This window comes from Roseomonas aeriglobus, assembly GCA_016937575.1.
In the GTDB taxonomy this organism is placed as follows: domain Bacteria; phylum Pseudomonadota; class Alphaproteobacteria; order Sphingomonadales; family Sphingomonadaceae; genus Sphingomonas; species Sphingomonas aerigloba.
Window position 1 is genome coordinate 13111 of the sequence record JAFHKN010000006.1, and the last position, 14692, is coordinate 27802.

A 14692-nucleotide genomic window follows, 5' to 3' on the forward strand; every position below is an offset into this window, starting at 1 on the left:
CAAGCTCAGCACGAACGGATTGAATTGGTCTCCACTCCGCCGTGTTCCCGCAAGGCGGGAGCCTAGGTGTGTCGGGCCGGCTGCTCGTGGCTGCGTGCTCCCACCTTCGCGGGAGGGCCGATGGGCCCGAACGCCCTGCCGCTTTTCATCGCTTCGTAAGCTTGATGACGCGACCGTTGCTGCCACGCTGCCCGTCCTCCAACAGCCAGATCGCACCGTCCGGCCCCTGATCGACATCGCGGATGCGGGTGCCCATTGGCCACTGGTCACCCTTGGTCGCGGAGGTCCCGTTCACATCGACCCGGATCAGCGCCTTCGACGACAGACCGCCGATGAAGAGATCGCCCTGCCACTCGGGGAACATCGCACCGGTATAGACGAGCAGTCCGGCCGGCGAGATGACGGGTGTCCACCAGACCTTGGGCGCTTCGAACCCGTCGCCGGGCGCGTGATCGGGGATGTCGTCGGTCGCAGCACCATAGTTGCGGCCGTTCGACACCTTGGGATAGCCATAGTTGCGGCCGGGCAGGATCAGATTGACCTCGTCGCCGCCCTCCGGCCCCATCTCCTGCTCCCACAGATTGCCCGCGCGGTCGAACGCGATGCCCAGCAGATTGCGGTGGCCATAGGACCAGACGGCCGGATGGAAGCCCTTGGCGGTCAGGCCCGGATCGCCCGCGGGCTTTCCGTCAAGTGTCAGCCGCAGCACTTTGCCCAGTGTCGCCTTCGGGTCTTGCGCAGGGGTGAACTTCTGCCGCTCGCCATTGGTGAAGAACAGGTGCCGGCCATCGGGGGCAAAGGCGATGCGGCCGGAATAATGGCCATTACCCTCGACGAACGGCGTCGCGCGGAACAACTCGGTGATACCGGTCAACTGTTCCGCTCCGGCTGCGCCCGACAGCACGCCGCGCGCCAGTACCACGCCCTTGCCGCCGGCGCCGGCGGTCGAATAGCTGAAATAGACCTGCCGGTTCCGCGCGAAGCCCGGCGCAAGAACGACGTCCATCAATCCGCCCTGGCCGGCACTGTCGACCGGGATCGTCGCGATGGTGCGCTTCTGCCTGCCGTCGCCCGACAGCAGCAGCATCTCGCCGGCCTTTTCGGTCACCAGCAATCGCCCGTCGGGAAGAAAGGCCATCGCCCAGGGGGAGGTCAGATCGGCGACCTCGGTAACGGCGAACGGAAGCCCCGCGGTCGCGGTACCCTGCCCTGCCGGGGTCGGCGCAGCGGCATTCTGCGCATTGCCGGGGGTCGTTTCGGTGCAGGCGATGAGAGTCGTGGCAAGCAGGATGGCGGTGAGACGCATGAAGATGTTCCCGGGAAAATGTTCCACGGCAACGCCCAAGTCGGATCGAGGTTTCGCGTGTTACGCTATCGCCGCGCGTCGCGCACGGCCGCACCGATGACGCCGGCCAGGCGGCCGAGCTTGCGCAGGTCGGTTATCACCGCCCAGACAAACATGCGCACCGCGAGCAACGGGAGCCCGATCACCAGCACCGCCAGACCGAGCGCCGCGCTGCCTTGGTCGCGGTCGGGCCGGCCCAGGGTACGGCGTACGTCCCGCGGCATCGCAACGGCGGCTTCGGCGACGATCTTGCCTTCGTACATGATGCGCTTCTCCAACGGATGGACTGATCCTGGCACAAAGTGGGTTAAAGCCGCGCTAATCGTCCACGCCGCTTGCGCGCACGCCCGCTTCGCTCTATATCCCGCATGCCTTCTCGACATCGTCATACATGCCGAGGCTGGTCCCACCGGGGCCGGCAGCGAGGTTGCATGTTCGTATCTGGAGACTGGCGTTTGGCCGACATCGCGCATCTGACCGCGCTCATCGAACCCGAAGCGAAGGCTTTGGGGCTGGACCTCGTGCGCGTGAAGATGTTCGGCGGCCAGTCCGACCCGACGCTGCAGGTCATGGCCGAACGGCCCGACACGCGTCAGCTGACGATCGACGACTGTGCCGACCTGTCGCGCCGTATCTCCGACGTGTTCGACGCGCTGGAGGAAGCGGGCAAGGATCCGATCGATTACGCCTATCGCCTGGAAGTGTCGTCGCCCGGCATCGACCGTCCGCTGACCCGCCTGAAGGACTATGCCGACTGGGCGGGGCATGAAGCGCGCGTGACGCTTGCGGAGAAGATCGACGGGCGCAAGCAACTGAACGGCACGCTCGCCGGCATCGAAGGCGACACCGTCACCGTCGACGTCCGCGGCCATCAGCCGATGACCGTCCCCTTTGCCCAAATTTCCGACGCGAAGCTCGTCATCACCGACAAGCTGATCGCCGCAACCGCACCATTGTCGACGCAGGGCGCCGACAAGATCATCGAAACTGAGGAATAAGCGCAATGGCCTCGTCCCCGTCCGGCGGCATCACCGCAAACCGCGCCGAACTGATCGCGATCGCCGATTCGGTTGCGAAGGAAAAGCTGATCGACAAGGCCATCGTCATCGAGGCGATGGAGGACGCGATCCAGCGCGCGGCCAAGAACCGCTATGGCTCGGAAAACGACATCCGCGCAAAGCTCGATCCGAACACCGGCGATCTGCGTCTGTGGCGCGTCGTCGAGGTGGTCGAGCAGGTCGACGACTATTTCAAGCAGGTCGACCTGAAGGGCGCGAGAAGTTGCAGAAGGACGCCCAGGTCGGCGACTTCATCGTCGATCCGCTGCCCCGATCGAATTCGGCCGCATCCAGGCGCAGGCATCGAAGCAGATCATCTTCCAGAAGGTCCGCGATGCCGAGCGCGAGCGCCAGTATGAAGAATTCAAGGATCGCCAGGGCGAGATCATCATCGGCGTCGCCAAGCGCGTCGAATTCGGTCACATCGTCGTTGATCTGGGCCGCGCCGAAGGCGTCATCCGCCGCGACCAGCAGATCCCGCGCGAACTGGTCCGCGTCGGCGACCGCGTCCGTTCGATCATCCTGAACGTCCGCCGTGAGAACGCGGGCCGCAGATCTTCCTCAGCCGCGCGCATCCGGACTTCATGAAGAAGCTGTTCGCGCAGGAAGTGCCGAAATCTACGACGGCATCATCGAGATCAAGCCGCCGCGCGCGACCCGGGCAGCCGCGCCAAGATCGGCGTCATCAGCCATGATTCGGGCATCGATCGGTCGGCGCCTGCGTCGGCATGAAGGGCAGCCGCGTGCAGGCGGTCGTCCAGGAAATGCAGGGTGAGAAGATCGACATCATCCCCTGGTCGCCCGACACCGCGACCTTCGTCGTCAACGCGCTGCAGCCGGCGAACGTCGCCCGCGTCGTCATCGACGAGGAAGAGGACCGCATCGAGGTCGTCGTTCCCGACGATCAGCTCAGCCTCGCCATCGGCCGTCGCGGCCAGAACGTGCGTCTGGCCAGCCAGCTGACCGGCAAGGCGATCGACATCCTGACCGAGACCGATTCGAGCGAGAAGCGGCAGCAGGAATTCGTGGCCAACAGCGAGATGTTCCAGAACGAGCTCGACGTCGACGAGACGCTGGCGCAGCTGCTCGTCGCCGAAGGCTTCGGCGCGCTGGAAGAGGTCGCTTATGTCGAGCTCGACGAACTGGCGAGCATCGAGGGCTTCGACGAGGATCTGGCGCAGGAGCTCCAGAGCCGCGCCGCCGAAGCGCTCGAGCGGCGCGAGACCGCGCAGCGCGAAGAGCGCCGCGCCCTGGGCGTCGAGGACGCGCTGGCCGAGATGCCGTATCTGACCGAAGCGATGCTGGTCACGCTCGCAAGGCGGGGATCAAGACGCTCGACGACCTTGCCGACCTGGCGACCGACGAACTGATCGCGAAGAAGCGCCAGGAACCGCGCCGCCGCAACGATGCCGACAAGCCGGCACCGCAGCGCGAAGGCGACAAGGCGGCGTTCTGGGCCAGTACGGTCTGTCGGAAGAGCAGGGTAACGAGATCATCATGGCCGCCCGCGCCCACTGGTTCGCGGACGAAGAGCCGGCTCAGGAGGACGCTGATGCGGAATCCGAGCAATGATACGGGTCGGCTGACCAGCACAAAAGGTCGTCGCCCCCGCGCAGGCGGGGGTAAATTCTGGCTGAATGGCGAGGAGCCGCAACGTCTGCCAGAATTGATGCCCGCCCTCGCGGTCTCCGCAAAGTGCTACTTTGCGGAGCGCCCCTTCGCGGAACGACGAATTACGATTGGGAGGTGCGGCATGAACGACCGCACCTGCATCCTCTCGCGCGACTCCGGGCCGCGCGAGGGGCTGATCCGGCTTGCCCTTTCCCCGACGGTGACGTCGCCCCCGACGTGCGTGCCAAGGCCCCCGGCCGTGGCGCGTGGATCGGGGTGACGCGCGCCGAACTGGAAACGGCCATCGCCAATGGCAAGCTTCGCGGCGCACTGGCGCGGGCCTTCAAGGGCGCGCCCCTGTCGATCCCGACCGATCTTCCGGCGCGAATCGCGACCCAGCTCGAACGCGCGGCGCTGGACCGCTGGGGCTGGAGGCAAAGGCAGGACATCTGCTGATCGGTGCCGAACGCATCGAAACCGCAGCACGCAGCGGCCAGCTGCACCTCCTGCTCCACGCGCACGACGCGCCCCCGATGGGGCGGCCAAGCTGGCACAGGCGTGGCGCGTAGGGTCGGATCGCGAAGGCTCGACCCTCAAGGGCTTGGTTTTGCCGGTGACACGCACCACATTGTCCGTGCATTGGGCCGCGAAAATGTGGTACATGCTGCCTGACGGACGCCCAGGCGGCCAAGCGGGTGCGCGACGCGCTGACCCGCTGGCTGCATTTTATCGGACCGAACGTGCCGCTGAACCTTGCGCCGATGACGCGCGAGGCCATCGGCACCGACATTACGGCCGACCCGACCGCGGGTCGGCGAGCAAGGAATTTGAGCGAGCGCATGAGCGACACCGACAACGACAAGCCGAAACTCGGAATGCGCGCACCCTTGGGCTGAAGCCACGGTCAGACCGCAAGGTGAAGCAGAGCTTCACCACGGCCGTAGCAATACGGTGGGTCGAAGTGAACGCCGCCGCGTGCTCGCCCGCAGGTGGCAACCGACCGACGCGCCGGTGCAGGACGTGCCTGAGGCAGCACCGGCCCGACCCCGGTCGCCACGCCCGCCCCGGCCCCGCGCCCGCCGCATCCGACAATCTGTCGCCGCAGAGCGTCAGGCCAAGCTGCTGCGCGAAGCCGAAGAGCAGGCATGGCTCGCTTGAGGACGCGCGTCGCCGCGAAGAGCAGGCGCGTGCCCAGGCAGCCGAAACGAAAGCCGCGCGGCCGAGCGTGCCGCGCGGAACCGAACGGCCAAGCCTGCCCCCGCCGAGCCCACCCGGCACCGACCTGCGCCGGCGCCCGAGCCTGCGCCGGCGCCCGACCCGCCCCGCCCCGCCCGGCGCCGGTCGCCGACGTCCACCGCCAAGCCGACGCCCCGTCCGCGCCGAAGCCTGCGCCGCGCCGGCCCCTGGCCCGAACCGATCACCTGATGCCGATGCCTCGCGCCCGCACCGCGCCGCTTCACGCCGGTCGCGTCCGGAATCCCGAAGCCGGCACCCAAGCCGCGCCAGCCCTGGCCGACGCCGCCCGCGCATCGTCGCCGCGCGCGTCGGCGGCAACGCGCCGCAGCGCTCGATGCCCTCGGGTGTCGCGACGCCGCGCAACAACGCGCACCGGCCTCCGCAGCAGCGCGACCGCAAGGGGACGAGCCCGCGTGGCAAGCTGCCGTCAACCGTGCGCTCAAACGAAGACGGTGCGCGCTCGCAGCCTCGCGGCACTCAAGCGTGCGCGCGAAAAGGAAAAGCGTGGCTTTGGCGGCCCGCGCGAGCCGCAGGCCAACAGGTCCGCGATGCAGGTCCCGAGACGATCACGGTCGCGAACTCGCCAATCGTATGGGGAACGCGGCGCCGACCTGTGAAGGCGCTGTTCAGATGGCATGCCGTCACGATCAACGCGTCGATCGATCAGGACACCGCCGAACTGCTGTGACCGAATCGGCCATAACATCGTTCGCGTCAGCGATTCGGACATCGACCTGCGACCGACACGTCGAGGATGCGCCCGAGCCTGCGCCCGCCCGCCGTCGGACGATCATCCACGTCGACCATGCAAGACTCGTGCTCGATGCCCTTCCGGCACGACGTGTGAAGGGCGAAGCCGCGCATCACCCAGCACATCGGTTATCAGTGACGGTTGAAGGACAATCAAGATCACTTCCTCGACACGCCCGGCCACGAAGCGTTCACCGCCATGCGTGCGCGTGGTGCCGACGTGACCGACATCGTGGTGCTGGTGGTCGCCGCCGACGACGGGCTGATGCCGCAGACGATCGAGGCGATCAACCACACCAAGGCGGCCGGCAAGCCGATGATCGTGGCGATCAACAAGATCGACAAGCCCGAAGCCAACGCCCAGCGCGTGCGCGAGCGCGACGTGCAGGTCGAAGCCATGGGCGGCGACACGCAGGACGTCGAAGTGTCGGCGAAGAACCGCACCGGTCTGGACGCGCTGATCGAGAAGATCCAGCTCCAGGCCGAACTGATGGAACTGGCCGCCAACCCCGACCGTGCGGCCGAAGGCACCGTGGTCGAGGCAAAGCTCGACAAGGGCCGTGGTCCGGTCGCGACCGTGCTCGTCACGCGCGGCACGCTGAAGGTGGGCGACGTGTTCGTCGTCGGCGCCGAAAGCGGCAAGGTTCGTGCGCTGGTCGACGACAAGGGTCGCCAGATCAAGTCGGCCGATCCGTCGATGCCGGTCGAAGTGCTCGGCATCTCGGGCACACCGTCGGCCGGCGACAATCTGCCATCGCGGAACGAGGCGCCGCGAGGTCGCGAATTCGCCAGGGTGTTGACGCAGAAGCGCACGACGCGGCCCGCCAGCCTGGAATCGATGTTCTCGGCGCTGAAGGCCAAGCAGGCGATCGAATATCCGCTCGTCGTGAAGGCCGATACGCAGGGAACGGTCGAGGCGATCGTCGCGTCGATCAACAAGATCTCGACCCGATGACATCCGCGCCCGCATCCTGCATTCGGGCGTCGGCGGCATCACCGAGAGCGACGTGAACGTGGCGGCCGCCAGCGGCGCCCCGATCATCGGCTTCAACGTGCGCCCGAACGCCAACGCCCGGCAGATCGCCGAGCGCCACAAGGTCGCGTTGAAATACTATGACGTGATCTACGACCTGACCGACGAAATTCGCGCCGGCATGGCGGGGCAGCTGGGGCCGGAAGCGTTCGAAACGGTCGTCGGCCGCGCCGAAATCCGCGAGGTCTTCTCGGCGGGCAAGCATGGCAAGGCGGCGGGTCTGCTCGTCACCGAAGGCGTTATCCGCAAGGCGCTCAAGGCGCGTATCACCCGGGCGGATGTCATCATCTACCAGGGCGAAATCGCCTCGCTCCGCCGCTTCAAGGACGATGTCGCCGAAGTGCGCGCGGGTCTGGAATGCGGTGTCACGTTCAGCCAGAACTTCACCGACATCAAGCCCGGCGACTATCTGGAAACGTTCGAAGTCGAGCTGCGCGAGCGGACTTTGTAAGTCTTTCCTCTCCCTGCGGGAGAGGAAGGGAGCCGCGAAGCGGCGGAAAGGTGAGGGCAGGTAAGGGCGAGATTTCTGCCCTCACCCTCCCACTCGGCTGACGCCGAGCGGGTCCCTCCCTCTCCCGCCGGGAGAGGGAATTATGAAATCCGAACCGCAAGAGAAATCCGTCCGCACGCTGCGCGTCGGCGAGCAGGTCCGCCACATCCTGAGCGAAATCCTGCAACGTGGCGACGTGCACGACGACGTGCTGACCAGCCATGTCGTCAGCATCACCGAAGTCCGCATGTCCCCCGACCTGCGCCACGCAACCGTCTTCGTGAAGCCGCTGCTGGGCAAGGACGAGGATGCGGTGCTGAAGGCTCTCAGGACCAACACCGCCTATCTCCAACGCGAGGTCGCCCACCGCGTGAAGATGAAATACGCCGCGCGGCTGAAATTCCTGGCCGACGAAAGCTTCGACGAAGGCAGCCACATCGACGCGATCCTGCGCTCGGATCAGGTGGCGCGCGATCTTGACGGGGATTGAGGTAAGACGCATCTTACCGGCGTGGGATTCGAAATCACCTTGTCGTCGAAAGGACAGATCGTCCTGCCGAAGGACGTGCGCGATGCGCTCGACCTGCGCCCGGGCGAGCGGCTGACGTTGGAGCGGATCGGCCGGCGGATCATCATCGAACAGGCCGAACCGCCGCGCGAAAAGATCAGCTATGCCGAATTTCGTCGCCGCGTGCCCGCCTATGAGGGCAAGCCGGTTTCGGTCGAGGACATGACCGCGCAGATCGGCTCGCTGTTTCACGACTGGAAGGGCTGACCGCTTGGTCGCCGTCGACACCAATATCATCGTCAGGCTGATCGTCGCGGACGATGAGACGCAGCTTCAACGCGCGCTGGCATTGGCGGCGACCGAGCCGATGTATGTCTCCCTGACCGTTTTGGTCGAAACCGATTGGGTTCTCCGGTCCGTGTACGGCTATGACCGCGGCCGCATCGTCGTCGCCATCGCCAGCCTGTACCAGGCCTTCGACATCGTCTTCGAGAATCCGGCCGACGTCCGGTGGGCACTCGAACGCTATGCCCTCGCAGGCGAATTCGCCGATTACCTTCATATCTCGGCGGCCCGACCGGCGGGTCGATTCGCCTCCTTCGAGCGCCGTCTTGTCTCGCGCGCGGGCGACGAGCCCCCCGTCGCGGTGGAGTGCCTCAACTGATGGCCAAGCTCTATTTCTACTACGCCAGCATGAATGCGGGGAAATCGACGACCCTGCTCCAGGCCGACTTCAACTATCGCGAGCGCGGCATGCGGACGATGCTGTTCACCGCCGCGATCGACGATCGCTACGAAGCGCGGACGATCACGTCGCGGATTGGGCTCGCCATGCCGGCGATCGCCTTCGACGCCGCGACCGATATCGGCGCGTGCGTCGCTGACCAGCATGACGAGACGAAGGTCGATTGCGTGCTGGTCGACGAGGCGCAGTTCCTCACTCCCGAACAGGTCGCGCAGCTGGCCTGGGTCTGCGACGTGCTGGGCGTGCCGGTGCTCGCCTATGGCCTGCGCACCGATTTCCAGGGCGCGCTGTTCCCGGGGTCCGCGCGGTTGCTGGCGGTCGCGGACGCGCTGGTCGAGATCAAGTCGGTGTGTCTGTGCGGGCGTAAGGCGACGATGAACGCGCGGATCGGCGCCGATGGCCGTGCGGCGAGCGAAGGCGCGCAGACCGAGATCGGCGGCAACGACCGCTATGTCGCGCTCTGCCGCCGCCATTTCGCCGAGGCGCTGGCGGGCGAGCTGGTGCTGGCGACCGCAGGGACCGCGACGTGAACGAGACGCTCTAACCATCGCCACTTGGCTGATCCCGCTGGTCATCGCGATCGTGTTCCATGAAGTCGCGCATGGCTGGGTCGCCCGCGCGCTCGGCGATCCAACCGCGGCGCGACTCGGGCGGCTGACGCTGAATCCGATCCGCCACGTCGATCCGATCGGCACGGTCGGCCTGCCGCTGCTGCTGGCGGTCACGGGCGCGCCGGTGTTCGGCTGGGCGAAACCCGTGCCGGTCGTCGCATCGCGCCTGCGCAATCCGCGCTGGCACATGATGCTGGTCGCGCTAGCCGGGCCGGGTATCAACGTGCTGCTCGCGCTCGCGGCGGCGCTCGGGCTCGCCGCGCTCGTCGGCACCGGAAGCGCCGGCGACGGCGGCGCCGCGGCGTTCGTCGCGCGCAACCTGCTCAACTTTCTGCTGATCAACGTCTTTCTGGCGATTTTCAACCTGATCCCGCTGCCGCCGTTCGACGGCGGCCACGTCGTCGAGGGGCTGTTGCCGCGCAGCGCCGTGCCGGCGTGGCAGAAGCTGGCGCGCGTCGGTTTTCCGCTGCTGATCGTCCTGCTGCTCGTCGTCCCCACGATCCTGCCGCAGGCCGATATCGTCGCGCGCGCGGTGGTGCCGATCGTCCGTGCGGTCGCGGCGGCTTCCTGGGCCTGGCCGGCGTCGCTATCTGACGCCGATGCATGGTTGGGTGATTCTCGACAAGCCGCTGGGCTTGGGGTCGACGCAGGGCGTGTCCGCGGTGAAGCGGGCACTGCGGCAGGGCGGCTATGGCAAGGCGAAGGTCGGCCATGGCGGCACGCTCGACCCGCTGGCGACCGGCGTGCTGCCGATCGCGGTGGGCGAAGCGACGAAGCTCGCCGGTCGGATGCTCGACAGCGACAAGGTCTATGATTTCACGATCCAGTTCGGAACGCAGACCGACACGCTCGATGCCGAAGGTGCCGTGATCGCGCAGAGCGACGTGCGGCCGACGCTGGCGGCGGTGGAGGCGGTGCTGCCGCACTTTACCGGCGGAATCGCGCAGGTCCCGCCGAAATACTCCGCGCTGAAGGTCGATGGCGCGCACGGGCGTATGACTTGGCCCGCGCGGGAGAGGACGTGCAGCTCGCGAGCCGCGATGTGGTGATTCACAGCCTCCAAATCCTCCCCGGTACGGGGAGGGGACCGCCGGCGAAGCCGGTGGTGGAGGGGGCAGGCCGCAGATGGTGTCGCCTGTGGAGCCCCCCTCCACCAGCCTGCGGCTGGTCCCCCTCCCCGTACCGGGGAGGATTTGGAGGACGTCACCCTCACCGCCCACGTCTCCAAGGGCACGTACATCCGCAGCCTGGCCCGCGACATCGCCGTGGCGCTCGGCACCGTCGGCCATGTCACCATGCTCCGCCGAACGAAGGCCGGGCCGTTCACCCTGCCCGACGCGATATCGCTGGACAAATTGGACGAAGTCGCTAAGGGCGGCACCCTTGAACAGATACTCCTGCCACTGAGGGCGGGGCTGGACGACATCCCGGCTCTACCCCTCGACCCCGACCAGGCAGGGGCGCTCCGACAGGGGCGTGTGCTGGTCGGGATCGCCGAAGACGATGGCCAGTATTTCGCGTGTGTGGAGGATACTCCGGTCGCGCTGATCGAGGTCAGCCACGGGGAAGCCCGTGTCGTCCGCGGCTTCAATCTGTAGACGATGTCGAAGGAAACACCATGTCGATTACCGCAGAACGCCGTCAGGAAATCATCAAGGACCACGCCCGCGCCGAAGGCGACACCGGGTCGACCGAGGTCCAGGTCGCCATCCTGACCGAGCGCATCCGCAACCTGACCGAGCATTTCAAGGGCCACGCGAAGGACAACCACTCGCGCCGCGGCCTGCTGATGATGGTCAACAAGCGTCGCTCGCTGCTCGACTATCTCCGCAAGTCGGATGGCGATCGCTATCTGGCCCTTATCGCGAAGCTCGGCCTTCGCAAGTAACACCAGGGGCGCCTTCGGGTCGCCCTTGTCGCATTCGGGGCCGCGCAATCCGGCGTGCGCCCTGGCAGACGGAACCTCCGTCGCACGGGGCTGCAAGGGCAGCCCTAAAACGGGTCCCACGAAAGTATCACTTTCGTGGGGATCTAAAGGCCCGGCCGGCATCTGGCCGCCGGAGTGAAGGAAACCAAATGTTCGACAAGAAGACTGTATCGATCGAGTGGGGCGGCAAGACGCTGACGCTCGAAACGGGCAAGGTTGCCCGTCAGGCCGACGGCGCGGTGATCGCGACGCTCGGCGAAACCGTGGTGCTGTGCGCCGTCACCGCCGCGAAGACCGTCAAGGAAGGGCAGGACTTCTTCCCGCTGACCGTCCACTATCAGGAAAAATTCTCCGCCGCCGGTCGCATTCCGGGCGGCTTCTTCAAGCGTGAGCGTGGCGCGACCGAAAAGGAAACCCTGGTCAGCCGCCTGATCGACCGTCCGATCCGCCCGCTGTTCCCCGAAGGCTTTTACAACGAAATCAACGCCATCGCTCAGGTGCTGAGCTATGACGGCGAGAACGAGCCCGACATCCTGGCGATGGTCGCAGCCTCGGCCGCGCTCACCATCTCGGGCGTGCCCTTCATGGGCCCGATCGGCGCCGCGCGCGTCGGGTATGTGAACGGCGAATATGTCCTGAACCCGACCGACGAACAGGTCGCCGAGGGTGACCTCGACCTGGTCGTCGCCGCGACCTACGACGCGGTGATGATGGTCGAATCCGAAGCCAACGAGCTGTCGGAAGAGGTCATGCTGGGCGCGGTGCTGTTCGCGCACGACGCCTGCCGCGAAGTCGTCAAGGCGATCGTCAAGCTTGCCGAACAGGCCGCCAAGGATCCGTGGGAGCTGGACAAGGTCGACGACAAGTCGGCGACGCTCGCCAAGCTGAACGACATCATCGGCGCCGACATCGCCGCCGCCTACAAGCTGACCGACAAGCAGCAGCGCCAGGTCGCGCTGAACGAAGCGCGCGCCAAGGCGCGGGACGCCTTCGCCGACCTGAAGGAAAGCGATCCGGCGCAATATCTCGGCACGCTGAAGCTGGTGAAGAAGCTGGAAGCGAACATCGTGCGCGGCGCCATCCTGAAGGATGGCAAGCGCATCGACGGCCGCACCACCACGCAGATCCGCCAGATCGAAGCAGAAACGCACTTCCTGCCGCGTGCCCACGGCTCGGCGCTGTTCACCGCGGCGAGACGCAGACGATCGCGACCGCGACGCTCGGCACCCGCGACGCGGAGCAGATGATCGACGGCCTGGGCGGCCTGTCGTACCAGCACTTCATGCTGCACTATAACTTCCCGCCCTATTCGGTCGGTGAAGTGGCCGCTTCGGTGCGCCGGGCCGCCGCGAAGTCGGTCACGGCAAGCTCGCCTGGCGCGCGCTGCACCCGGTGCTGCCGTCGAAGGAAGACTTCCCCTACACGATCCGCCTGACCAGCGACATCACCGAGTCGAACGGCTCGTCGTCGATGGCGTCGGTCTGCGGCGGTTCGCTGGCCCTGATGGACGCCGGCGTGCCGATCAAGCGCCCGGTGTCGGGCATCGCGATGGGCCTGATCCTCGAGGGCAAGGACTTCGCAATCCTCAGCGACATCCTGGGTGACGAAGATCACCTAGGCGACATGGACTTCAAGGTGGCGGGCACGTCCGAAGGCATCACCACGATGCAGATGGACATCAAGATCGCCGGCATCACCAAGGAGATCTTCGAGGCCGCGCTGCATCAGGCCAAGGAAGGCCGTGCGCATATTCTTGGCGAAATGAACAAGGCGCTGGGCGAGACCCGCTCGGAGCTGTCGGCGCACGCGCCGCGCATCGAGACCTTCACAATCGACAAGTCGAAGATCCGCGAAGTTATCGGCACCGGCGGCAAGGTCATCCGCGAGATCGTCGCGACGACCGGCGCCAAGGTCGACATCGACGACGAGGGCGTGATCAAGGTCTCGTCGAGCGATCCGTCGCAGATCGAAGCCGCGATCAACTGGATCAAGGGCCTGGTCGAAGAGGCCGAGGTCGGCAAGATCTACACCGGCAAGGTCAACATCGTCGACTTCGGTGCCTTCGTGAACTTCATGGGTGGCAAGGACGGCCTCGTCCACGTCAGCGAGATGAAGAACGAGCGCGTCGAGAAGCCGACCGACGTCGTGTCGGAAGGCCAGGAAGTGAAGGTCAAGGTCCTCGAAATCGACCGCGCGGCAAGGTGCGCCTGTCGATGCGTGTCGTCGACCAGGAAACCGGCGAAGAGCTGGAGGACACCCGTCCTGCCCGCGAACCGCGCGGCGAGCGTGGCGATCGCGGCCCGCGCGGCGATCGTGGCGGCGACCGCGGTGGTGACCGTGGCGGCCGCGGCGGCGATCGTGGCGATCGCGGTCCCCGTCGGGACCGTGGCGACCGCGGTCCGCGCCGCGAGCGCAGCGAAGGCGGCAAGGACGAGGGCCCCGAGCCCGAATTCGCGCCCGCGTTCCTGACGGGCGACAAGGACTAAGTCCTTCGCGACAAGTTACCGTGCCGGAAAGGTATGGGGAGGATGGGCCCCGGAGAGCGATCTCCGGGGCCTTTCTCTTGCGCGTCCGCCGCCACTCGCCGCGCTGTGCTCCGGCGAAGGCCGGAGCCCTGGCGACTGCGGCCCCCGTCCGCCGCCGCTCCGGCTTTCGCCGGAGCACAAGCACGACCTGCTTCGCCTAAAACAGACTCGCGCGATGGCGCGCCTGAAAATACCATTTTCCTACATGACCCGCTTTGGTGCAGCGTAGCGCCATGACGCGCACCAACCTCTCCGCCAGCCCAGCCGAATTTCACACGAAATTTTCACACGCCATATGGGTGAGCTTTGTGAACTTTGCCGCCGCGGCTGCGATCCTCGCCGCACCGGTCGCAACCGCGCAGACCTTGCCACCCGGCCTGACCGAGCGCGTCACGCAGATCGCGAAAGACCGATGCCGGCAAGGTCGGTGCCTATGCGGTCGATATCGACACCGGGGCGACGCTGGCCATCAACGCCGACGACCGTTTCCCCATGGCGAGCGTGGTGAAACTGGCGATCGCCGCGACCTATCTCGACGGCGTCGACAAGCGTCGTTGGAGCCTGGCGACGATGCACACGCTCGACGAGGGGATGCGCGTCCGCTCCGACGGCATCACCGACACGCTGCCGCACGCCGGCGTCGCGCTGTCCGGCGCGAATCTGATCGAGCTGTCGCTGACCGTTAGCGACAATACGGCGACCGACATGCTGTTGAAAGCGGTTGGCGGCCCTGCCGCGGTCACCCGCTGGCTGCAGGCGAAGGGATCGCGGGTCAGCGCGTCGACCGTACGATTGCGCGGCTGCTGATCGACGTCAGCGGCCACACCCCCGATCCGAAACTGGCCGATGGCCC

15 protein-coding genes and 3 pseudogenes are annotated in these 14692 nt (G+C 66.6%); 16 read left to right on the top strand and 2 right to left on the bottom strand.

Features of this window, described 5'->3' with window-relative positions:
- Positions 1–145 precede the first annotated feature (145 nt).
- A complete protein-coding gene (locus JW805_20580; GenBank protein MBN2974393.1) occupies positions 146–1306 on the bottom strand; it encodes a PQQ-dependent sugar dehydrogenase in 1161 nt (386 codons plus the stop codon).
- 65 nt (positions 1307–1371) lie between these two features.
- Positions 1372–1608, bottom strand: coding sequence for a hypothetical protein (locus tag JW805_20585; GenBank protein ID MBN2974394.1), 237 nt, complete (start codon positions 1606–1608; stop codon positions 1372–1374).
- Between the two features lie 168 nt (positions 1609–1776).
- On the opposite strand from JW805_20585, the gene rimP reads away from it, so the two are divergent.
- The 16 genes and pseudogenes from rimP (at position 1777) to JW805_20665 (ending at position 14646) form a co-directional block, all read left to right on the top strand.
- On the top strand, positions 1777–2343 hold the full coding sequence (rimP, locus tag JW805_20590) for a ribosome maturation protein RimP (protein ID MBN2974395.1): 567 nt from the start codon (positions 1777–1779) through the stop codon (positions 2341–2343).
- Positions 2344–2348: 5 nt separating this feature from the next.
- Positions 2349–3975 (top strand): annotated as a pseudogene (gene nusA / locus JW805_20595) (transcription termination/antitermination protein NusA).
- A gap of 276 nt (positions 3976–4251) precedes the next feature.
- Entirely contained in the window at positions 4252–4470 is a 219-nt protein-coding gene (locus JW805_20600; GenBank protein ID MBN2974396.1) for a DUF448 domain-containing protein, read from the top strand.
- A 239-nt stretch (positions 4471–4709) separates the two neighbouring features.
- Positions 4710–4910 carry a hypothetical protein gene (locus JW805_20605; protein MBN2974397.1) on the top strand — a complete coding sequence of 67 codons (201 nt, stop codon included), beginning with the start codon at positions 4710–4712 and terminating at the stop codon, positions 4908–4910.
- A gap of 1232 nt (positions 4911–6142) precedes the next feature.
- Positions 6143–6955: a GTP-binding protein gene (locus JW805_20610; GenBank protein ID MBN2974398.1), complete on the top strand. Its 813-nt coding sequence runs from the start codon at positions 6143–6145 to the stop codon at positions 6953–6955.
- Entirely contained in the window at positions 6897–7484 is a 588-nt protein-coding gene (locus JW805_20615) for a hypothetical protein (protein ID MBN2974399.1), read from the top strand. The genes JW805_20610 and JW805_20615 overlap by 59 nt, the downstream gene beginning before the upstream one ends.
- Positions 7485–7626: 142 nt before the next feature.
- Positions 7627–8013, top strand: coding sequence for a 30S ribosome-binding factor RbfA (gene rbfA, locus JW805_20620; protein MBN2974400.1), 387 nt, complete (start codon positions 7627–7629; stop codon positions 8011–8013).
- 21 nt (positions 8014–8034) lie between these two features.
- Positions 8035–8298 (top strand): AbrB/MazE/SpoVT family DNA-binding domain-containing protein, encoded by a 264-nt coding sequence (locus tag JW805_20625; protein MBN2974401.1) that lies wholly within the window; start codon positions 8035–8037, stop codon positions 8296–8298.
- 4 nt (positions 8299–8302) lie between these two features.
- Complete coding sequence (locus JW805_20630; GenBank protein MBN2974402.1) at positions 8303–8695, top strand: type II toxin-antitoxin system VapC family toxin; 393 nt, start codon at positions 8303–8305, stop codon at positions 8693–8695.
- Positions 8695–9306: a thymidine kinase gene (locus JW805_20635; GenBank protein MBN2974403.1), complete on the top strand. Its 612-nt coding sequence runs from the start codon at positions 8695–8697 to the stop codon at positions 9304–9306. The genes JW805_20630 and JW805_20635 overlap by 1 nt, the downstream gene beginning before the upstream one ends.
- Positions 9227–9943: pseudogene (locus JW805_20640) on the top strand (site-2 protease family protein). The gene JW805_20635 and the pseudogene JW805_20640 overlap by 80 nt, the downstream one beginning before the upstream one ends.
- A gap of 106 nt (positions 9944–10049) precedes the next feature.
- Positions 10050–10436 (top strand): hypothetical protein, encoded by a 387-nt coding sequence (locus JW805_20645; protein ID MBN2974404.1) that lies wholly within the window; start codon positions 10050–10052, stop codon positions 10434–10436.
- A gap of 144 nt (positions 10437–10580) precedes the next feature.
- Positions 10581–10985 (top strand): hypothetical protein, encoded by a 405-nt coding sequence (locus JW805_20650; protein MBN2974405.1) that lies wholly within the window; start codon positions 10581–10583, stop codon positions 10983–10985.
- Between the two features lie 20 nt (positions 10986–11005).
- Positions 11006–11275, top strand: a complete 270-nt coding sequence (rpsO, locus tag JW805_20655) for a 30S ribosomal protein S15 (GenBank protein MBN2974406.1) — start codon at positions 11006–11008, stop codon at positions 11273–11275.
- Positions 11276–11463: 188 nt separating this feature from the next.
- Positions 11464–13800 (top strand): annotated as a pseudogene (gene pnp / locus JW805_20660) (polyribonucleotide nucleotidyltransferase).
- A 531-nt stretch (positions 13801–14331) separates the two neighbouring features.
- Entirely contained in the window at positions 14332–14646 is a 315-nt protein-coding gene (locus JW805_20665; protein MBN2974407.1) for a serine hydrolase, read from the top strand.
- The last annotated feature ends 46 nt before the right edge of the window (positions 14647–14692 follow it).

What these genes read in the sequence shown, in the direction of transcription:
- JW805_20580 (MBN2974393.1), bottom strand. Translation starts at nt 1,306, where the DNA reads ATGCGTCTCACCGCCATCCTGCTTGCCACGACTCTCATCGCCTGCACC.
- JW805_20585 (MBN2974394.1), bottom strand. Translation starts at nt 1,608, where the DNA reads ATGTACGAAGGCAAGATCGTCGCCGAAGCCGCCGTTGCGATGCCGCGG.
- rimP (MBN2974395.1), top strand. Translation starts at nt 1,777, where the DNA reads ATGTTCGTATCTGGAGACTGGCGTTTGGCCGACATCGCGCATCTGACC.
- rbfA (MBN2974400.1), top strand. Translation starts at nt 7,627, where the DNA reads ATGAAATCCGAACCGCAAGAGAAATCCGTCCGCACGCTGCGCGTCGGC.
- JW805_20635 (MBN2974403.1), top strand. Translation starts at nt 8,695, where the DNA reads ATGGCCAAGCTCTATTTCTACTACGCCAGCATGAATGCGGGGAAATCG.
- rpsO (MBN2974406.1), top strand. Translation starts at nt 11,006, where the DNA reads ATGTCGATTACCGCAGAACGCCGTCAGGAAATCATCAAGGACCACGCC.
- JW805_20665 (MBN2974407.1), top strand. Translation starts at nt 14,332, where the DNA reads ATGGCGAGCGTGGTGAAACTGGCGATCGCCGCGACCTATCTCGACGGC.